The sequence below is a fragment of the Janthinobacterium violaceinigrum genome (assembly GCF_009208555.1).
Classification (GTDB): domain Bacteria; phylum Pseudomonadota; class Gammaproteobacteria; order Burkholderiales; family Burkholderiaceae_D; genus Janthinobacterium; species Janthinobacterium violaceinigrum.
Window position 1 is genome coordinate 65044 of the sequence record NZ_WFLI01000023.1, and the last position, 19723, is coordinate 84766.

The window sequence follows — 19723 nt, forward strand, 5'->3', positions numbered from 1 at the left end:
GCCACCACACATCCATGTTTAGTTTCTTCAAGAAAAAACCCATCACTCCCGAGGCTACGCCAGCCGAGCCCCCCGTTCTTCCTGCCGCCACGCCGCCTGCCGCGCCGGCAGCGACTCCCGCCGCTGCACCGCTGAGCGGTGCGCCGGCCGAGCTCGTGCCCGTGATCGTGGCCGCCGAACCCGAGAAAAAATCGTGGATGACGCGCCTGAAGGCGGGCCTGTCGAAAACCTCGAATACCCTGTCCGTGCTGTTCGTCGGTGCCAAGATCGACGACGCCCTGTACGAAGAGCTGGAAGCGGCGCTGCTGATGTCCGACGCGGGCATCGACGCCACGGAATTCCTGCTCACGGAATTGAAGAAAAAGGTCAAGGAAGACAAGCTGCTCGACGCGGCCGCCGTCAAGGCGGCGCTGAAAGTGCTGCTGATCGAGCTGCTCTTGCCGCTGGAAAAACGCTTCGAGCTGGGCCGCCACAAGCCGCTGGTAATGATGATTTCCGGCGTGAATGGCGCTGGCAAGACCACCACCATCGGCAAGCTGGCCAAGCACATGCAGTCGAACAACCAATCCGTGCTGCTGGCCGCGGGCGACACCTTCCGCGCCGCCGCGCGCGAGCAGCTGATGGTCTGGGGCGAGCGCAACAACGTCACCGTGATTTCGCAGGAATCGGGCGATCCGGCCGCCGTGGCCTACGACTCTGTGCAATCGGCCAAGGCGCGCGGCATCGACGTGGTCATGGTCGACACGGCGGGCCGCTTGCCGACGCAGTTGCATCTGATGGAAGAATTGAAGAAAATCAAGCGCGTGATCGGCAAGGGCATGGATGGCGCGCCGCATGAAACCCTGCTCGTCATCGACGGCAACACGGGCCAGAACGCCCTCACGCAAGTGAAGGCCTTCGACGATGCCCTGCAGTTGAGCGGCCTGGTGATCACCAAACTGGACGGTACCGCCAAGGGCGGCGTGCTGGCGGCGATTGCCCGCGTGCGCCCCGTGCCCGTGTATTTCATCGGTATCGGTGAGAAAATTGAAGACTTGCAGCCTTTCGTGGCTGCCGAATTTGTCGAAGCGCTGCTCGGATAAGCCTATACATGATTGAATTTCAGCACGTCTCCAAGCAATACTCCCCCGACGCCGTGGCGCTCAGCGACATTTCGCTCAGTATTGCCAAAGGCGAGCTGGTCTTCCTGGCCGGCCCCTCGGGCGCCGGCAAGTCCACCCTGCTGAAAATGATCGCCGCCATGGAACGCCCCACGTCGGGCAAGCTGATCGTCAATGGCCAGGACATGGCAAAGATCAAGCCGGCCGGCGTGCCCTTCCTGCGCCGCAACATGGGCCTGATCTTCCAGCAGCAGAAATTGCTCAACGACCGCTCCATCCTGGCCAATGTCATGCTGCCGCTGCTCGTCGTGGGCGCCCACAAGGCGGCCGCCGAACAGCGCGCGCGCGCCGCGCTCGACAAGGTGGGCTTGCTGGACCGCGCCATGGCGCGTCCCCTGTCGCTGTCGGGCGGCGAGCAGCAGCGCGTGTCGATCGCGCGTGCCATCGTCAACCGGCCGCAGATCATCCTGGCCGACGAACCGACGGCCAACCTGGACCGCGCCAGCGCCAACAAGGTGCTCGACGCCCTGAAAGCGTTCCACTCGGTGGGCGTGACCTGCCTCATTTCCAGCCATGACGAACAGATGCTCGACGCCGCCGCCCGCGTGATCCATCTGAAAAACGGCCAGCTGGTGGCCATCGACAAGGCCACGCAGGCGCCCGTGTTCGCGCCGCCCGACCCCGATTTCGCCCCCGGCCTGGATGACGGCGAAGGAGAACAGGCATGAGAGGCTGGTTCCGTCAACACCGCTTCGCGCTGGGCTCGGCGCTGATTCATCTGCGCAAGTCGCCAGGCGGCTTCTTATTGAACGTGCTCGTCGTCGCCATCGCCCTGTCGCTGCCGTTCGCCGGCTTGACCATGCTCGACAATGTGCGACCCATGTCGGAACAGATGTCGGTCGACCCGGAAATCAGCGTGTTCCTGAAGATCGACACGCCGCGCGAGCAAGCCGTGGGCCTGGCCGGCGCCATGCGCAAGATCGTGGGCGAGCAAAAGGCGAAGATCGTCTTCATTCCCCGCGAACAGGCGCTGGACTCGCTGAAAAACAAGAATGGCCTGGCCGACGTGCTCAGCACCCTGGGCGACAATCCCCTGCCCGACAGCTATGTGCTGAAACTCGATGCCTTCAGCAGCGCCAGTGAGGCGCAGGACGTCGATGCGGTGGCGGAACAGCTGCGCCACTTGCCCGGCGTGGAATCGGCGCAAGTCGATTCGGCCTGGGTCAAGCGCCTGGCCGCCCTGCTGGGCGTGCTGCGCCTGGTGCTGCTGCTGCTGGCCATTACCCTGGGCGTGGCCGTGATCGCCGTGGTCTTCAACACCATCCGCCTGCAGGTGATGCAGCAGCGCGATGAAATCAGCATCTCGAAATTGATCGGCGCCACCGACACCTTCATCCACCGCCCCTTCTATTACACGGGCGCCCTGCTGGGCCTGTGCGCGGGCGCGCTGGCCCTGGGCGCCGTGGCGCTGGCCTTGCAGCCGCTCAATACGGCGATTGCCGAATTTGCCCGTTTGTACGCGTCCGAATTCCAGCTGGTGCCGCTGGCGCCGCTGCCGATGGCCGGCTTGCTGGCCGTCAGCGCCGGCCTGGGCCTGATCGGCGCCTTCCTCTGCGTGCAGCGCCACCTGGCGCGCCTGAACTGACCTTCCCTCCCATGGCGGCGCCCCCGGCGCCGCCATGTGCCCCTTGTTTTTTTGCTATTCACCCCCTACTGTGGTGATATTGATATTTAGCAAGTATTCTTAAGGTTCGCTTCAGCTTGCGGCCGTAGACTAGCCATGTTGTCGTGAAGCGCCGTGCAACCCTGGCGGGCACGGCCCGGCAAGTGCACGCGGCAGTGCCCATGCGCCCTGGCGGCGCGTTTTAGATAAAGTATTAATTAATAAATCGCCATAGTATTTAGGCTATCAGGACGATTAAATGTGCTGATTGGCACTCTCAAGCAGAGAGTGCTAATATAGGGACATACCAGCAGCAGAACCGCCATGGACGCCAGATGTAGATGGTGCCGCGATCTGCGAAGTGCAAGACCGAATACGCAAAAACGAAGATACAAGCTGCCATGTCGTGTGACATGGCCAACTGGAACAAAGCAAGACTACGAGGGAGAAAACATGACTATGATGTCCGCAACGTCCGCATTGGTTCCGACCAAAAGTAATGCGCTGGGCCTCGGGTTCACCGGTAATCTGGGCAATATCGACGCCTATATCTCGGCCGTGAACCGTCTGCCCATGTTGACCCATGACGAAGAAATTTCGCTGGCGAAACGCCTGCGTGAAAAAAATGACCTGGCCGCCGCGCAAGAGCTGGTGCTGTCGCACCTGCGCCTGGTGGTCTCGATTGCCCGCGGCTACCTGGGCTATGGCTTGCCGCACGCCGACCTGATTCAGGAAGGCAATATCGGCTTGATGAAAGCCGTGAAACGTTTCGATCCGGACCAGGGCGTGCGCCTGGTGTCGTACGCCATGCACTGGGTGAAAGCCGAGATGCATGAGTACATCCTGAAAAACTGGCGCCTGGTCAAGGTGGCAACGACGAAGGCACAGCGCAAGCTGTTCTTCAACCTGCGCAGCCACAAGACGGGCCTGGACGCGATGACGCCGAAGCAGATCGATGCGCTGGCCAAGCTGCTCGACGTGAAGCGCGAAGAAGTGATTGAAATGGAAACGCGCCTGAGCGGCCGCGACATCGCGCTGGAATCGCCGACCGACGATGAAGACGACAAGTTTTCGCCGATCGCCTACCTGTCGTCGGAGCAAAGCGAGCCGACCAAGGTGCTGGAAGCGGAACAAGTGACGCGCCTGCAATCGGAAGGCCTGGAAACGGCACTGTCCAAGCTGGACGCCCGTTCGCGCCGCATCATCGAAGCGCGCTGGCTGGCCAACGACGACGGTTCCGGCGCCACCCTGCACGCACTGGCTGAAGAGTTCGGCGTATCGGCCGAGCGCATCCGCCAGATCGAAGTGGCGGCGCTGAAAAAAATGAAGGGCGCGCTGGCGGCCTACGTGTAATCGCAAGCAATGCCGCAATGTAAAAGGCGCCGCAAGGCGCCTTTTAGTTTTAAACCTTGATGTTTATCAACAGATAAACATTGTCAGCCGTTACGCTGCAGCCAAGCCCTTGGTGATCAGCTCGGCGACGACTTCATTCAGATCCGCGCCGCGCTCCTTGGCCAGGGTCTGCAATTGCAAGACCAGATCGCTGTTCAGCTTGACGGCGAATGGCACCAGGCCCAGGGCCTGATCGCGCTTGCGCTGCTCGCGGCGGTCGATGACCACCGCTTCCTTACCGAATGCACCGGCGCCGGGAACATTCATCTTTCCCATCAGTTTCTTGGCATCGCTTTTGGCCAGGTCGGTTTTTTTCATGGTTGTTTCCTGATTTTCAAAACAGCCATTCTACGCAGTAATCGGCGCGCCGCGTGGCCGGCGCGTCAATTCCTCTGCAGCACGCCAACGGCGCGCCGGGAAAATATCATTTTGTTACTATCATTTTCATCTTGCGCGTGGATGCCACGCCGAAGACGCTCTCTCTGAAAGGAAAAGCATGCCTTACCTGACCCGATCTTGCCGTACCCTCTTACTTCCCCTGTTCCTTGCCTGCCTGGCCGTGCTGGCCGGCTGCGGCGCGGCCGGCAGCGCCGGCGACGCGGAAAACACGCCGCGCAGCGTCACCCACGTGCTCTCGCCGGGCGAACAGGTGGCCATCACGGCCACCGATACCCTGAAACTGGAGCGCGTCAACGACAGCCGCTGCCGCAAGGGCGCCGTGTGCGTGTGGAAAGGCTACGTCAGCTACAGCTTCAGCTTGCTCAACAGCGCGGGCGCCACGGACATCGTCCTGTCCGACTCCATGCCCGGCGCGGCCAGTTCCGTCACCGTCAACCACCTGACGTTCACCCTGCTCGACGTCGACCCGGCCACGCCGCCCGCCCTGAATGCGGCCGAGCCCACGTACCGGGTCAAGGTCAAGATCACGCAGGGCGCGCTGCCCCGCTAAGCATCGTGGCGCCGCTGGCTGTCGGCGGGCGCCTGTTGCCGGTCCAGCATGCCGTAATCGCGCACCACGGCGGCAATGCGCAGCCGGTAGTCGTCAAACACGCCGTGCCGGCCCGCCGACTGGGCCGCGCGGTGCGCTTCCAGCTGCCGCCACTGCGCCAGCGCCGCCTCGTCGCGGAAAAACGATAGCGACAGCAATTTGCCTGGCTCGCTCAGGCTGCTGAAACGCTCGATGGAAATGAAACCATCGACTTCGTCGAGCAAAGGCCGCAGCGCGGCGGCCAGGTCAAGATACTGCTGGCGCCCAGCGGCGCTGGGCCAGACTTCGAATATCACGGCGATCATGTCATTTCTCCTGGGCTAAATACGGGGATGCGCGCGTTCAGCGACGGCAGATAACGCCATGCCAGCGGCATACCGGCCAGCGCACCGGCCCACGCCTGCAGGCAGGCCGCGGCGATGGCCTGCGCGATGGACTGGCCCGGACAAACGTGGCGGCCATGGCCAAAGCCCGGCAGCGCCAGCCCGGGCCTTTGCAGCAGGAAACGGCCCGGTTCGGCATACACGCTGGCATCGTGGCAGGCGCTGGCCAGCACCACCACGATCAACTGTCCCTGCGGTATGAGCACGCCATTCAAATCCGCGTCCTGCGCCGTGTAGCGGCGCGTGTTGTGGATGGCCGGATCATGCCGGCTCACTTCGCGCAGCATGGCCGGCCATGGCTGGGGCGCCGCGCCCCGCTGCGGCACTAACTGCGGCTGCGCGCGCAAGGCCACGATGGCATTGCCCAGCAAGCCGGCCGTCGCCTCGCAAGTCTGCGACAGCAAACCCGCCAGGTTGGCCAGCACGGCGCCCGATGCGTGCCAGCCTGCCTGCCGCGCGCCGGACACGACATCGTCGAGCAAGCTGCCGGGAATCGCCGTCCCTTCGCGCAGCAGCACGGAAAAACCTTGTAGCAAGGCGTCGGCCGCCACCTGCGCACCGGCCAGCTGCGCGCCATTGCTCAGCGGCGACAGGCAAGCGACAAAATCACGCGTCCAGGCCACCAGCGCCGGCCATTGCGCTGGCGCAAAGCCCAGCAAATCCGCCATCGCGTACAGGGGCAGCTCGAACAGCGCAGCATTGAGCTGGCCGGCGCTGCCGGGAACGCGGTCGCCGGCCAGATGCGCCACCCGCCCCTGCAGGCGCGCCAGGTCCACCTGGCCCAGTGCGCGCGCCAGCACCTGTTTCGGCACGGCATGCCGTTCGCCATCGTTCATGCGCACCAGTTCCGCAAAGAACGCGCCGCACGGCGTACCCGCCAGGTTGGGCGGCACGGCCTGCCCTGGCGGGCGCACGCGGCAGGCGGGATGCTCGAGCACGGCCCGCACGCCGGCCGCCCCCGTCGCCAGCCAGCAGCCGAGCACGGCATCGAAGCGCAGCGGCGGACCGTCCGCCAGGCGGCGATAGTAGTCGTAGGGGGCCGCATGGGTGACGGCGGCAATCGGGTGAAGCGGATCGGTGAGCGGCATGCGCATTCCATTGCAGTGAGGTGGGGACACGAGTATGCTGTCCCTTCCACCACAACACTTCGCTGACGGACGAATTATGGATGACAGCACCGTTCCCCACACGGCCGATGGACGCCTGGCCCAACTGGCCGGCGCCATCGCCGAACCGGCCCGCGCGCGCATGCTGTGCAGCCTGCTCGACGGCCATGCGCGCACGGCCACGGAACTGGCGGCACTGGCCGAAGTAGGCGCCTCGACGGCCAGCGCCCATTTGAGCCGCCTGCGCGACGATGGCTTGCTATCGATGGTGGCGCAGGGCAAGCACCGCTATTACCGCCTGGCCAGCCCGGAAGTGGGACGGGCGCTGGAAGCGCTGCTGGTGGTGGCAGGCGTGCAGGCAACGCCGTTCACGCCCAGCACGCCGGACCGCTTGCGCCATGCGCGCACCTGCTACGACCACATGGCCGGCACCGTCGCCGTCGCCCTGCACGACCAGTTGCACGCGAAGGGCTGGCTGCTGGACGATGGCGGAGAGTACCGTTTGTCGGAAGCGGGCGCGGCCGGCATGGCGGCCCTGGGCATCGACGTGCCGCAACTGCAGCAGCAGCGCCGCCGCTTTGCCTGCGCCTGCCTGGACTGGAGCGAACGGCGCGCCCACCTCGGCGGCGCGCTGGGCGCCGCCATCCTGCAGCTGGCCCTGCGCCAGCGCTGGGCCGAGCGCGAACTCGACAGCCGCGCCCTGCGCATCGCACCGGACGGCGAGCGGCGCCTGCTGGCAGCCTTCTGCGACCGCTGAACGGCGCAGGCAATTTGTATCTCCGAAGCAACTAGAGCTCGAAAAAAAATGCCCTTTTATCATTGTTTTCATTCATCATATGTTGCGCCCTTGGGCGATCATTTCTACCTTTCGCCCATGGAAAGAGTCCAACTTGAAAACAGCGTCGTCCAGCACACGTCCCGCCACTACCTGCCATAACTGCCACACGGATGCGCCAGGCAACTTCTGCAGCGCCTGCGGCCAGTCCACCACCTTGCACCTGCCCAGCGCGCGCGAATTCCTGCATGAATTCGTCGCGCACTATGTGGCGCTCGAAGGCAAGCTGTGGCGTACCCTGGCCCTGCTGCTGTTTCGTCCGGGCGTGCTGAGCAAGGAATACATCGCAGGGCGCCGCGTGCGCTACGTGGAGCCGCTGCGCGTCTACCTGACCTTCAGCATCCTGTTCTTTGCCATCCTCAAGTTCAGCAGCCCCGACATGTTCCTCACCGTCCACGACCAGCAAGCCCAGGTGAGCGACCACGGGGCCCGTCAAACTCCGGAAAACAAGCCATCGCACATGCAGGTCAGCATTTTGGGCCAGACCCCCACCCTGCCGCGCCAATGGCAAGACTTTGAGCAGCTGCCCACGGCCGAGAAACAAAAACTCGTGCTGGAAAGCTTTTTCCATTACGCGCCGTACGCCATGTTTTGCTTGATGCCGCTGTTCGCCCTGTTCCTGAAAATCCTCTACCTGGGCAGCGGGCGGCGCTACGGCGAGCATTTCCTGTTCGCCCTGCACACGAATGCCTTTGCCTTTATCACGATGGCGCTGATGATTGTGATTCCCGTCGACATTGTCCGCCTCGCGCTCGGCGCCTGGCTGCTCGCCTACCTGCCCTGGGCCATGTGGCGCGTGTATCCGAGCGGAAAACTCGCCACCGTCTGCCGCTGGGCCCTGCTGATGGCGGCATATTGCCTGACCATGGGCCTGGCAATCGTGGCCTGCATCGCCACGGGCGTGATGCTGCGCCATTAAGGCGCAATACGCCCCTGCCGGGGACAAGTCTCAGGCTATCCATCTTTTCTACTGGATATGATGCTCGCCGCGTGCTTCACGCAGCGAGCCGGAGCGCGTGCTGCCCGCATGGCGGGCCATTGCCATCGCGCCGCGATCTTCATGTTACGCACCGACAAGTTTGCTAGAATCGCACACGTTTCCGTCCGTATCCCAACCAATGACTACGCACAGATCGCGCATGAATCCACGCTTGTTTGTACCATTTATCCTCGTTGCCCTGCTGAGCGGCTGCACGGTGCTCGCCCTGCGTCCCAACAGCGGCGTCGAAAACCGCACGTTTACCGTGCAGGAAACCCCACGCCTGCGCATCGACGCGCCCAAGGCGCGCATCCAGAATCCCATGCCCAGCGACCATTTCATCGGCATCGCCCTGTCCGGCGGGGGCAGCCGCGCGGCCAATTTCTCGGCTGCCTCGCTGGAGCAGCTGGAACAGTTCGGCCTCGTCAGCGGCGCCTCGGCCATCTCCGGCGTCTCGGGCGGCGCCATCGCGGGCGGCTACTATGCGCTGCATGGCAAGCAGACGGATTGGCCCTTGCTGCGCAGCAAACTGAAAACGGATTTCTTCGGCCAGACCATCTTGAAACCGGCCAACCTGACGACGATGCTGTTGACGAACAAGACCCGCACGTCTTTCCTGTCCGACGTGTTTGACGATGTGCTGTACGACAAGAAAACCTACCAGGACTTGCCCCACGACGGTCCCATCTTCCTGGCCAACGCGACGGACGCCACCGATGGCGGCAAGCGCGTGGTGTTTTCCTACGAATATTTTTACGGCACCCTGCATTCGCCGATCCAGGATATCCGCCTGGCCACGGCCGTGGCCACCTCGGCCGCCTTTCCCGGCGTGTTCGATTCCGTCACCTTCGAGCGTTTCCGCCCGAAAAACAGTTTCGTGCCGGAGCTGGGCTCCGAGTCGCGCGAGTCGCCATCCTATGTGCACCTGTTCGACGGCGGCGCGGCCGATAACCTCGGCGTGGAAACCCTGTGGGACGTGGCCCTGACGCAGCTGTACGGCAACGATATGGCCGTCGTGCCGCCGCGCCTGAACAGCAAGCCCTTCATCCTCATTTCCATCGATGCCAACGCGCCCAATTCCAGCGCCGTGTTTGAAAAAATGTCGGACGAGCGCCAGCCGCTGGACCGCATCTTCAACAAGAATATCTACGATGCCGTCGATGCCCTGTTTTCACGCCAGCGCAAGGAAAACCTCGTCAAGATGGGCTTTGGCCAAGCCCGTTTCGATACCATCACGCATGAAAACTTCGGCGACCTAAGTCAGAAATTCGTCAAGGGCAAGCGCACCTCGGCATTTGCCATCCCCGTGCTGTGCCGCCCCCACCTGGGCCAGTTCCGCTGCGAAATCGATGCGGCCGATCCCTTGCCGGGCCAGATCCGCACACGGCTGGAAGGCTTTGCCTGGCATATTTCCATCGACCAGATCGCCTCGCTGGCGCTGCGCCTGGCCAGCGGCGATGCGCAAGTCGACAGTGCGCGCAAGGAAGAACGCGCCGCCCTCGTCAAGCTGCAGCGCCTGGCCACACAAACGAAGACCCATCTGAAGCTGACGGGTCCGGAAAACTGCAGCCCGGACGTCCTGCAATCGGCCCTGTACAGCGCCGCGCGCGTGCTGATCCTCGACGACGAGGAATCGCGCTTCGCCCTGTGCGACTACATGCTGGCGGGCCAGCTGATCAACGACGACACCATCTGCAAGCAGCGCTACGTGCACGCCGTGCCCCGCTTTGCCATCGAAAGCGAGGATTTGCAGTACCGCAACCTGAGTTCGGACGGCAATTCCGTGAACGTGCCGATCCGCTGCAAGAAGTGAACGCGCACAAAAAAGCCCGCACGATCGCTCGTGCGGGCTTTAGCGCAAGGATACCTGGCGCCCGGCTGATCTAGATCAACCGACTACGCCTGCGCATGTAGCTGCGGCTTAACGCGCCTTCCAGTTCCTGCTCCGTTTTATGCTGGTTCACCGTGTACAGGGCCCACAGGGCCGCCGGCACCCAGCCGATCACAGTGCACTGCATGATCAAGGCGGCGGCGCCGGCCAGCGGGCGCTTCAGCATGAAAAACGTGAGACACGGAAGTAGCAAGGCTATCAGCAATCGCATCACGACATACTCTCCTTCAATATAGAGCAGCGGACAAGGGCCGGTATCCGGTCCGTCTCCCGCCCGCTGCGTACTGCTCCTTACAACTACAATTTATAAATGCACGGCAATCTGCGGCATCAGGTCGTCAAAGGTGCGACCGTTGCCGTTTTCTCCGATGGCGTGCATCTTCCATTCGCCGTTATGGCGGTACAGCTTGGCCATGATCTGTGCCGTGTGGGAACCTTGCACAGACAGGTTGAAACGCGCGACTTCCTGGTTATTGCTGGCATTCAAGATGCGGCAATAGGCGTTTTCCACCTGCGAGAAGTTCTGGCCAGTAAAGCTGTTGACGGTGAAGACGAGGCTTTTCACGTGCGCAGGCACTTTCGACAGATCGACATTGATCTGTTCGTCGTCGCCATCGCCCGCGCCCGTGCGGTTGTCGCCCGTGTGGACGATGCTGCCGTCCTTGCTTTTCAGCTGGCGGAACCAGACGATGTCGGACGTGCTCTTGTTGTCGTCGAACATGACGCACGACGCGTCCAGGTCGACGGCTTCCGTCTTCGAACCGAAACCGAGGAAACCCTTGGTCTTGGCCGCGTCCCAGCCCAGGCCCATGGTGATACGGGTCAGGGTGGTACCAGCTTCTTTGTCCAGAGAAATCTTCTGGCCCTTGCTCAAATTGACAGACATACGCATAGCTCCTGTTGGGTTGGTTACTGCTTGATTACGCCGGCTTGCTTTGGGTCCAGGCGAGGAAGGCCGCGCGGTTGCGCGAGCACACGAGGATTTTTCCCGTGCCTGAAAACTTCAGCACCATGCCCTCGCCGCTGGTCTGGCTATTGATCAGGTTACCCAGAAAGCCGCCGCTGCTGCCGGTCGTCATGGAAATCTCGTATTGCAGGCGGTTGTCCCAGCACACGACGTGCGAGTTATCGATCACCACGTCCTTGCCAGGCGTCACTTCCAATTCCGACATCGCGCCAAAACCGGACACCGCCAACTGGCCGCTGCCTGCCGTCTCGGTGATGAAAAAACCACCGCTCTGGGCAAACAGCGCATTGCCAAGGCTTTGCGTGCGCACCTTCAATTCCACGCCAGACGTGGCCGCCACGAAGGCGCCGTCGCTGATCATGTATTGCTGGGCGCCAACCTCGAGCACCCGCATCGCGCCGGGCAAGGTGGGCGACAGCAGACAATCGCCGTCGCCGCGCATGGCCTCGATATGCTGCTGAAAGAACGACTCGCCGTTGGCAAAGGTGCGCATCAGCGCGGCGCCTATGCCGCCCGTCATCTTGCCTTTCAGCTCAAGATTGGTTTCCATCATCACCATCGCATCGGATTCGCAATAGATCTTCTCGCCCTTGGCCAGCGACACATGCAGAAACGGGTCGACGTCCCCGGTAATATTAAAAACTGGCATCTGACTGTTCCTTCCTTGATGATGATGATGTCGGGCTAAACCGCCCTTACTACAGAATAACGGTGCCGCACAAAACCGTAGCGAGCGGATGTGATTTGTGGCCGAGAAGCGCAACCGTACTTTAGTACGGTGAGCATCGCCGGCCGCAAAGCGCACCGCGCAGTAGGTTTGGTGTGGCTACCTTACACGCCGACGCCGAACGAGGCTGCCAGGGGGCCCAGGCCGCCCTTGTAGCCCTGGCCGATGGCCTTGAATTTCCAATCGCTGCCATTGCGGTAGATTTCGCCGAAAACCATGGCTGTTTCCGCCGAACCGTCTTCCGACAGGTCGAAGCGGGCGATTTCCGTGTTGCCGTTGGCGTTGACGCAACGCACGTAGGCCTTCGATACCATACCAAAGTTTTGCTTGCGCGCTTCGGCATCGTGGATCGTCACGCAGACAGCGATCTTGTCGATCTCGGCTGGCACCGTGGCCAGGTCGACGACGACGGTTTCATCATCGCCATCGCCGGCGCCCGTGGTGTTGTCGCCCGAGTGGGTGACGGAACCGTCGCTCGATTTCAGGTTGTTGTAGAAAATCATGTCGACGTCGGCGCGTACCTTGCCGTCGGCCTTCAGCAGGAACACGGAACCGTCGATGTCGAACGCGGCGCCATCGGTGGCGCGGGCATCCCAGCCCAGGCCGATGATCATTTTCGAGATGCCAGGCGCTTCCTTGCTCAGGTTGACGTTGCCGCCTTTTTGCAGACTGATTGCCATGATGTATTTCTCCTATGTGAAATAAAAGTCCAGCGTGTATAAAACCAAATAACTACTTGTGTACACCTGGCGCTGTCTCCGGCCCGACTCCCCGGATCGGGGACAGCGCTTGCTGCATCACGCTGGCAAACGGGTGTCGTCGTTTGCCGCGTATCTCTTAGGCCTTGGCTGCTGTTTCCAGCTCAGGCTGCTTATCGTCTTCGCCTTCCAGCAAGGCCATGCGTCGCTTGTAGCGGATCGACGACCACAGCGAGGCGAGAATGAAGGCCACACCGATCAGACCCGTGAAGATCTCGGGAATGTGGAACTTCATGCTGACCAACATGATCACGGCCAGGATACCGATCGCATAGTGCGCGCCGTGCTCCAGATAAACGAACTCGTCGAGCGTGCCCTTGCGCACCAGGAACACCGTCATCGAACGCACGAACATCGCGCCGATGGCCAGGCCCAGCATGATGATCACGACATCCTTGGTGATGGCGAACGCGCCGATCACGCCGTCAAAGCTGAACGAGGCGTCAAGCACTTCCAGGTACAGGAAGCCGCCAATACCGCCGCGCTTGACGATGTCGCCCACGTTGCCGTCGCCGTTATCGCCTTCCAGCAAGCCACTGACCACATCGACGCCCACGTAGGTCAAGATGCCCCACAGGCCGGCCGTCAAGACCACCAGTTTCTGGCCTTCGTCTATCATCGACAGGCTGGCCATCAGGGTGCCCAGGGCCACCATCACGGAAATCGAGGAAATCTTGCCCAGCGCGCCCAGTTTTTCTTCAATACGGCCCAGCCAGTGCGTTTCCTTTTCCGCATCCAGCAGGAAGTTCAGGAACACCAGCAGCAGGAAAATGCCGCCGAAGGCTGCCACTTCCGCGTGGTGGTTCGTCAGGTGCATCGAATACTGTTCCGGATTGCTCAGTGCCAGATTCCACACTTCCATCAAGCCCAGGTCAGCCGCTTGCGCCACGATGACCAGCGGGAACACCAGACGCATGCCGAAGACGGCGATGATGATGCCCACGCCCAGGAACAGGCCCTGCCAGAACTTGTCCCAGTTCTTCAGCACCGAGGCGTTGACCACCGCATTGTCAAACGACAGCGAGACTTCCATCACGCCCAGGATCACGGCGATACCGAGCGCTGCCAGCATCGTCTGCACGCCACCGTGCGTGTAACCCCACCAGGCGGAAATACCCAGGCAGATAAATGTCACTAGAAATGACACTCTGAAATGTTTCATCGATAGTTCCCCTTTATCCAAATTCAATGGAACGTAGTATAGGGACGTCTGACACATTTAAAAATAGAAGATAATGGAAGTATTACTTCGTAAAAACAGAAGATAGAGGATGCAGCGATGAAAACCACGGGTTTCAATTACCGCCATTTGTACTTCTTTTGGGTGGTCGCCAAGGAAGGCGGCGTGACGCGCGCGGCTGAACGGCTGGGCCTGGCCGTGCAAACCATCAGCACCCAGCTGGCCCTGCTGGAAAAGGAACTGGGCAAGTCCCTGCTGCAGCCGCAGGGACGGCGATTGGTGCCCACGGAAGCGGGCCGGCTGGCACTCGGCTACGCGGACCAGATTTTCCTGCTGGGCGAGCAGATGCAGGATGCGCTGGCCGACGCGGACGCGGAAAAGATGCGTCTGACGGTGGGCATTTCCGATTCCTTGCCGAAACTGATGGCCTACCGCATGCTCGACGCCACGCGCAGCCTGGACCAGCCCGTCAAGCTCGTGTGCCTGGAAGATGAATTCGAATCCCTGCTGGCCGACCTGGCCTTGCACAAGCTGGACCTGGTCTTGACGGACCGCGCCGTGCCGGCCGGCGCCAGCCTGCGCGTGTCCAGCCACCTGTGGGGCGAAAGCGCCATGAAACTGTTCGGCATCCCCGCGCTGGCGGGACAATACCGCGACAATTTCCCGCACAGCCTGCACGGCGCCCCGTTTCTGCTGCCCGCGCGCAACAATGCTCTGCGGGGACGCATCGACGAATGGATGGTGCAGCAGGGCGTGCGCCCCGACGTGGTCGGTGAATTCGAAGACAACGCCATGCTCAACGCGTTCGGCCGCAAGGGCCTGGGCCTGTTCTTCGCCTCGGCCAGCCTGGCAGCCGATATCGAGGAGCAATTCGGCGCCGTGCTGGTGGGCGACGCCTCGTCCCTGCGCGAACAGTTTTACGTCATTTCCAACGAACGCAAGATCATGCACCCGGCCTTGGAGGTGATCCTGGCCGCCATCCAGGACCACCCGAAGATTCACAAGGAAACCTGATAAATCCATTCGAAAATAACGTTTGAATAATCAATCAAAAGCGATTGTAATGCAGCCTGAGACAAACGCGCGCCCCTCCTTCTCCGGAAAGGCGCGACCACCATAAAAAACAGGAGCGGCACCATGTCCACGGCAGGCAAGACGATCGATATTCCCGATCTCATCAATCACAACAAGATCGGTTCCTTCCAGATCGGCATGCTGATCCTGTGCGGGCTGTGCGTCATCATGGATGGCTTCGACGTGCAAGCGATGGGCTATGTGGCCCCCGCCATCATTGCAGACTGGCATGTCAGCAAGGCCAACCTGGGCCCCGTCTTTGGCGCGGGCCTGCTGGGCATGCTGGTGGGCTCGCTCGTCTTCAGCATCACGGCCGACAAGTTCGGCCGCCGCCCTGTGCTGATCGGCTCGACCATCTTCTTTGCGCTGTGCATGCTGGTCACGCCGCTGGCCACTACCATCGAGCAATTGCAGCTGATCCGTTTCATCACGGGCCTGGGCCTGGGCGCCGTGATGCCGAACGCCATGGCCTTGGCCGGCGAATACAGCCCCCTGCGCAAGAAAGTCACCCTGATGATGCTGGTCTCGTGCGGCTTTACGCTCGGCGCCGTGCTCGGCGGGCTGTTGTCGGCCGCGCTGATCCCCGCATTCGGCTGGCAATCCGTGTTTTACGTGGGCGGCGTGGTGCCGCTGGTGATCGGCGTGCTGATGTTCTTCCTGCTGCCGGAATCGATGCAATTCCTGGTACTCAAGAAACGCAAGCTGGACAAGGTCGCGCAATGGCTCAAGCGCATCGACCCGACGGTCACCATCACGGCCGACACGCAATACGTCGTGCATGAAAAGGAACACAAGGGTGCGCCCGTGCTGCAATTGTTTACGGGCGGCCGCGCCAAGATGACGATCTTGCTGTGGGTCATCAACTTCATGAACTTGCTGAACCTGTATTTCCTGTCCAACTGGCTGCCGACGATTGCCAAGGAAGCGGGCCTGTCCACGGCCAACGCCGTGCTGGCCGGCACGGCCCTGCAAGTGGGCGGCACCATCGGCACCCTCGTCATGGGCCAGCTGATCGACCGCTCCAGCTTCCGCCGCATCCTGCTGCCGTGCTTTTTAGTGGCCGCCGTGGCCATCGCCCTGATCGGCCGTCCCGACGTGTCGCTGGCCTTCCTGTTCATCACGATTTTCATCGCCGGCTTTTGCGTGGTGGGCGGCCAGCCGGCCGTCAACGCCCTGGCAGCCAGCTACTACCCGACCACCCTGCGCTCGACGGGCATCGGCTGGAGCCTGGGCGTGGGCCGCATCGGCTCCATCATCGGCCCCGTGCTCGGTGGCGAGCTGATCCGCCTGAACTGGCCCAACAGCACGATTTTCCTCGTCGTCGCCATCCCGGCCATCGTCTCGGCCGTCATGGTCTTTGCCATGCGCGGCGGGCCGCAAACGGCCCCCGCCAAGGCAGCCGCCTGAGGCCGGCGCATGGGCCTGTTGAACCGTACGCCGTCATGAAGTTGCATGTTTTATACTCAAATGCTCATCCATTTCAGTGAACCGACATGACCAACCTTGCCAATGACGGCGCGGCAGACAGCCTTCTGGAAACAGCCTGGGCCCAGCGCGAAGAAACGCTCTACACTACCCTGTTCGGGGACCTGGGCCCGGGCATCTACCCGCTGGACTTGTCCCTGTTTGAACAAATGTTCAACTGCACGCAAGTCGACCCGCGCTGGCTGCATATCGGCGTGTTCGAATGTCCGCCGACACCCGGGCGGCCGCACTGGGTCTACGTGTCGTCCGGCCTGTCCAATCCCTGGGACGACAACCCCGACGACGATGAAGAGTGGACGGGACTGGGCCGCGAACTGCTGCTGGAATGCCCGCAACAGTCGCCATGGGCGCTGACCTTGGTGCGCCGGTTTGCCGCCTATCAGATGCTGCTGGCGGCAGGCCGCTTCGGCGACCAGGAACCGCTGGACGCCTGGGACCGCATGTCCGTTGGCGGCCCCATCGATGGCCAGCAGTCCGCACTGAGCGCCATCATAATGGTACCCAGCGAACATTACCCGGAAGAATATCAGCTGGTCTCGGGTAAATTTGCCTTCCTGCAGATTATCGGACTCAGCGCTGCCGAGCTGGCGCATGGCCGCGCGCATGACTTCGAGGACTTATTGCAGATGCTGGGAGAACGGGGCGCCGCGCCGCTGGTGGACGCCGCACGCGGCAGCATCGTGTAAAACCGCAGGGCCGATTTGTTGGAAATTAGCATACTGCGCCCTTCGTCGTTTAAGATGACGTTTTTACAGCCCATCTTTTGCGCCCCCCATGCACAATGTCTTGCTAGTCCTGCTCGCCCTCTTCCTGGTCGCGCTGAACGGTTTTTTTGTTGCCGCCGAGTTTGGCATCGTCACCTTGCGGCGCACCCGCATCCGCGCCATCGCCAAGACGCAGGGATTGCGGGGCCGCATCCTGGCCAAGGTGCACGGCCAGCTGGACGCCTACCTGTCCGCCTGCCAGCTGGGCATCACCCTGGCGTCGCTGGGCCTGGGCTGGGTCGGCGAACCGGCGTTTGCCGGCTTGCTGGAACCGCTGTTCGGCGCCATCGGCGTCACCTCGCAAGAGCTGATCCACGGCGTATCGTTTGTCGTTGCCTTCAGCGTCATTTCCTTCCTGCACATCGTCGTGGGCGAACTGGCGCCCAAATCGATGGCCATCCGCAACCCGGAAGCCGTCGGCCTGTGGAGCGCGATTCCCCTGTACGGCTTCTACTGGACCATGTACCCGGCCATCTACCTGCTCAACGCCAGCGCCAACTGGGTGCTGCGCCTGGCGGGGCTGTCCGGCAAGGGCGGCCACGATGCCCACTACTCGTCCGAAGAGCTGAAACTGATCCTGCGCACCAGCCAGCCCGGCGAAAAGTTTACGCGCGACGAGCGCAACATCCTGGCCCAGTCGCTCGATTTCGAACAGATGACGGTGTCGGACCTGATGCGCCCGATCAATGAAGTGATCGCCCTGCACGCCTCAAACACGCTGGAAGAAAACCTCGACACGGTGCTGCGCAACCGCTTCAGCCGCTACCCGTATTTCGACACGAACGAAGACGACGTGCTGGGCGTGGTGCATCTGAAAGACCTGTTCTTTGCCCAGCAGGCGGGCAAGCCGATCACCTCGCTCACACCGTTTTTACGTCCCGTGGACATCATTTCCGCCCGCACGCCCGCGCTGGAACTGTTCCGGCGCTTCCGCGACGGCGCGCCCCACTTCGCCCTGATCGGCGAAAAGGGCAAGCGCCCGCTGGGGTTCATCACCCTCGATAACTTGCTCGGCGCCATGGTCGGTGAAATCCGCGATGAATTCCGCCGCAATGAAAACGACTGGCTCAAGCAAAGCGACGGCACCCTGATCGGCAAGGCCAGCCTGCCCATTTTCTCGCTCGAACGCATCCTCGGCATCGATATCGAAAACGAGGAGCTGGGGCTGGACGATGTGGAATCGGTGGGCGGCTTGATCATGGTCAAGCTGGGGGATATCCCGAAGCAGGGCCAGCGCATCACCTTTGTCGACTTCGACATCGTCGTCAAGAAGATGAACGGACCCCGCATCGTGCTTATTAAAGTGATCCCGAAGCAGGAGCGGGATCTCGACGCGGATTTGAGAGACTAATTACTTCTTGCGCGTCAGCGTATCTTTGCCCTGCGGCACGGTGGTCTCGCCCACCGTCCACGTTTGCAGCAAGCTGTACAGCACCGCCAGCAGAGTCGGGCCGATAAAGATGCCGACGAAGCCGAAGGCCAGCACGCCGCCCAGCACGCCCAGCAGCACCAGCAGGAAGGGTAGGCTGCTGCCGCGGCTGATCAGCATGGGCTTGACCACATTGTCCACGCCGCTGATCAGCAGCGCGCCCCACACCAGCATGAAAATGCCCCAGCCCGTCTGCCCGTCGCTGAACAGCCAGATGGCGGCGCCGCCCCAGATCAGCGGCGGCCCCACGGGGATCAGCGAAAAGATGAAGGTGGCTACACCCAGCAGCGCCACGGCCGGCACGCCGGCGATCAAGAAGCCCACTACGGCCACCAGGGCCTGCGCCAGCGCCGTGCCCAGCAAACCGTACATGACGCCGCGCACGGTGCGGCTGATGGTCAGGCCCACACCCGGCGCACTGTCGCCGATGATGCGGCCGGCGCCCGTCATCAAGGCACGGCTCAGCTGCTGGCCGTCGCGGTAGAGAAAGAAGCTGACGAACACGGCCAGGCTGGTCTGCGCCAGGCCCGTGCCCAGCAGGATGCCGCCGGAAGCGAGGAAATGGCGCGCCGGCTCCAGCATGGTCTTACCTAAATTCAATAATTCCTCGCGGTCTTCCAGCAGGCGCCGCACATAGCCATCGATGGTTTCGCCCACCACGGGAATGCTGGCCAGCCAGGCGGGAGGATGCAGGCCGCCCGATTCCAGCGCGGCGCGGATCTGGTCGTACACGCGCGACACATTGTCGGCCAGGTTGTAGGTGACGAGGGCCAGCGGCAGCACGATGACCAGCACCAGCGACACGGTCATGATGGCGGCCGCCCAGTTGCGCCGGCCTTTCAGCCGGTCGAGCAGCAGCAGGTACAGGGGCCAGCTGGAAATGCCCACGCAGGCGGCGAACAGCATGGCTGCCAGGAAGGGCCGCAAGACGAAAAAGCAGCCGATCAGCAAGAAGATGATGGCTGCCAGGCGGGCGTGAGGCTCGAAACGTTTATCCATGTA

Annotated in this window: 21 protein-coding genes; 12 read left to right on the forward strand and 9 right to left on the reverse strand. The window is 62.2% G+C overall.

Translation table 11 applies throughout. The features are described 5' to 3' along the window. Positions 1-14 precede the first annotated feature (14 nt). From ftsY to rpoH, 4 genes are all read left to right on the forward strand, one after another. Positions 15-1082, forward strand: coding sequence for a signal recognition particle-docking protein FtsY (ftsY, locus tag GCN75_RS18835; protein ID WP_152283798.1), 1068 nt, complete (start codon positions 15-17; stop codon positions 1080-1082). Between the two features lie 8 nt (positions 1083-1090). Continuing rightward, positions 1091-1828, forward strand: a complete 738-nt coding sequence (locus GCN75_RS18840; RefSeq protein ID WP_152257691.1) for a cell division ATP-binding protein FtsE — start codon at positions 1091-1093, stop codon at positions 1826-1828. Continuing rightward, a complete protein-coding gene (gene ftsX / locus GCN75_RS18845; protein WP_099665445.1) occupies positions 1825-2745 on the forward strand; it encodes a permease-like cell division protein FtsX in 921 nt (306 codons plus the stop codon). Before GCN75_RS18840 ends, ftsX begins: the two co-directional genes overlap by 4 nt. A 477-nt stretch (positions 2746-3222) precedes the next feature. After that, entirely contained in the window at positions 3223-4116 is an 894-nt protein-coding gene (gene rpoH, locus GCN75_RS18850; RefSeq protein WP_070222520.1) for an RNA polymerase sigma factor RpoH, read from the forward strand. 90 nt (positions 4117-4206) lie between these two features. On the opposite strand, the gene GCN75_RS18855 is transcribed toward rpoH, so the two are convergent. Next, the gene (locus tag GCN75_RS18855; RefSeq protein WP_152283799.1) at positions 4207-4473 is read right to left on the reverse strand and encodes a hypothetical protein; all 267 of its coding nucleotides are present in this window, start codon (positions 4471-4473) and stop codon (positions 4207-4209) included. Positions 4474-4651: 178 nt separating this feature from the next. On the opposite strand from GCN75_RS18855, the gene GCN75_RS18860 reads away from it, so the two are divergent. Then, positions 4652-5104, forward strand: coding sequence for a hypothetical protein (locus GCN75_RS18860; protein WP_152283800.1), 453 nt, complete (start codon positions 4652-4654; stop codon positions 5102-5104). On the opposite strand, the gene GCN75_RS18865 is transcribed toward GCN75_RS18860, so the two are convergent. Next, the gene (locus GCN75_RS18865) at positions 5101-5448 is read right to left on the reverse strand and encodes an antibiotic biosynthesis monooxygenase family protein (protein ID WP_152257694.1); all 348 of its coding nucleotides are present in this window, start codon (positions 5446-5448) and stop codon (positions 5101-5103) included. The genes GCN75_RS18860 and GCN75_RS18865 overlap by 4 nt on opposite strands. Beyond that, entirely contained in the window at positions 5445-6614 is a 1170-nt protein-coding gene (locus GCN75_RS18870) for a cytochrome P450 (RefSeq protein WP_152283801.1), read from the reverse strand. The genes GCN75_RS18865 and GCN75_RS18870 overlap by 4 nt, the downstream gene beginning before the upstream one ends. A gap of 76 nt (positions 6615-6690) precedes the next feature. Between GCN75_RS18870 and GCN75_RS18875 the strand changes: the two genes are divergently transcribed. From GCN75_RS18875 to GCN75_RS18885, 3 genes are all read left to right on the forward strand, one after another. Next, positions 6691-7389, forward strand: a complete 699-nt coding sequence (locus GCN75_RS18875; RefSeq protein WP_152283802.1) for an ArsR/SmtB family transcription factor — start codon at positions 6691-6693, stop codon at positions 7387-7389. 133 nt (positions 7390-7522) lie between these two features. Next, the gene (locus GCN75_RS18880) at positions 7523-8386 is read left to right on the forward strand and encodes a DUF3667 domain-containing protein (protein ID WP_226941461.1); all 864 of its coding nucleotides are present in this window, start codon (positions 7523-7525) and stop codon (positions 8384-8386) included. A gap of 232 nt (positions 8387-8618) precedes the next feature. Beyond that, the gene (locus GCN75_RS18885) at positions 8619-10259 is read left to right on the forward strand and encodes a patatin-like phospholipase family protein (RefSeq protein ID WP_193317561.1); all 1641 of its coding nucleotides are present in this window, start codon (positions 8619-8621) and stop codon (positions 10257-10259) included. A 70-nt stretch (positions 10260-10329) separates the two neighbouring features. Here the strand turns inward: GCN75_RS18885 and GCN75_RS18890 are convergent, their stop codons facing one another. The 5 genes from GCN75_RS18890 to GCN75_RS18910 all read right to left on the reverse strand — a co-directional run bounded on the left by GCN75_RS18890 (position 10330) and on the right by GCN75_RS18910 (position 13951). Continuing rightward, a complete protein-coding gene (locus GCN75_RS18890; protein ID WP_152257720.1) occupies positions 10330-10548 on the reverse strand; it encodes a YqaE/Pmp3 family membrane protein in 219 nt (72 codons plus the stop codon). Between the two features lie 93 nt (positions 10549-10641). Further along, entirely contained in the window at positions 10642-11223 is a 582-nt protein-coding gene (locus tag GCN75_RS18895) for a TerD family protein (protein ID WP_152257699.1), read from the reverse strand. Between the two features lie 34 nt (positions 11224-11257). Further along, positions 11258-11953 carry a TIGR00266 family protein gene (locus tag GCN75_RS18900; protein ID WP_152283805.1) on the reverse strand — a complete coding sequence of 232 codons (696 nt, stop codon included), beginning with the start codon at positions 11951-11953 and terminating at the stop codon, positions 11258-11260. Positions 11954-12135: 182 nt separating this feature from the next. Then, complete coding sequence (locus tag GCN75_RS18905; protein WP_152283806.1) at positions 12136-12711, reverse strand: TerD family protein; 576 nt, start codon at positions 12709-12711, stop codon at positions 12136-12138. 157 nt (positions 12712-12868) lie between these two features. Next, positions 12869-13951, reverse strand: coding sequence for a DUF475 domain-containing protein (locus GCN75_RS18910; RefSeq protein WP_152283807.1), 1083 nt, complete (start codon positions 13949-13951; stop codon positions 12869-12871). Between the two features lie 117 nt (positions 13952-14068). Here GCN75_RS18910 and nhaR point away from each other — a divergent pair, with 117 nt between their 5' ends. The 4 genes from nhaR (at position 14069) to GCN75_RS18930 (ending at position 18643) form a co-directional block, all read left to right on the forward strand. Continuing rightward, entirely contained in the window at positions 14069-14983 is a 915-nt protein-coding gene (gene nhaR / locus GCN75_RS18915; protein WP_152283808.1) for a transcriptional activator NhaR, read from the forward strand. A 123-nt stretch (positions 14984-15106) separates the two neighbouring features. Beyond that, positions 15107-16450, forward strand: a complete 1344-nt coding sequence (locus tag GCN75_RS18920; RefSeq protein WP_152283809.1) for an MFS transporter — start codon at positions 15107-15109, stop codon at positions 16448-16450. Positions 16451-16536: 86 nt separating this feature from the next. Further along, entirely contained in the window at positions 16537-17214 is a 678-nt protein-coding gene (locus GCN75_RS18925) for a suppressor of fused domain protein (protein WP_152283810.1), read from the forward strand. A gap of 88 nt (positions 17215-17302) precedes the next feature. Then, the gene (locus tag GCN75_RS18930) at positions 17303-18643 is read left to right on the forward strand and encodes a hemolysin family protein (RefSeq protein WP_034749482.1); all 1341 of its coding nucleotides are present in this window, start codon (positions 17303-17305) and stop codon (positions 18641-18643) included. Here GCN75_RS18930 and GCN75_RS18935 read toward each other — a convergent pair whose 3' ends face one another. After that, positions 18644-19720 carry an AI-2E family transporter gene (locus GCN75_RS18935; protein WP_152283811.1) on the reverse strand — a complete coding sequence of 359 codons (1077 nt, stop codon included), beginning with the start codon at positions 19718-19720 and terminating at the stop codon, positions 18644-18646. Positions 19721-19723: the final 3 nt, after the last annotated feature.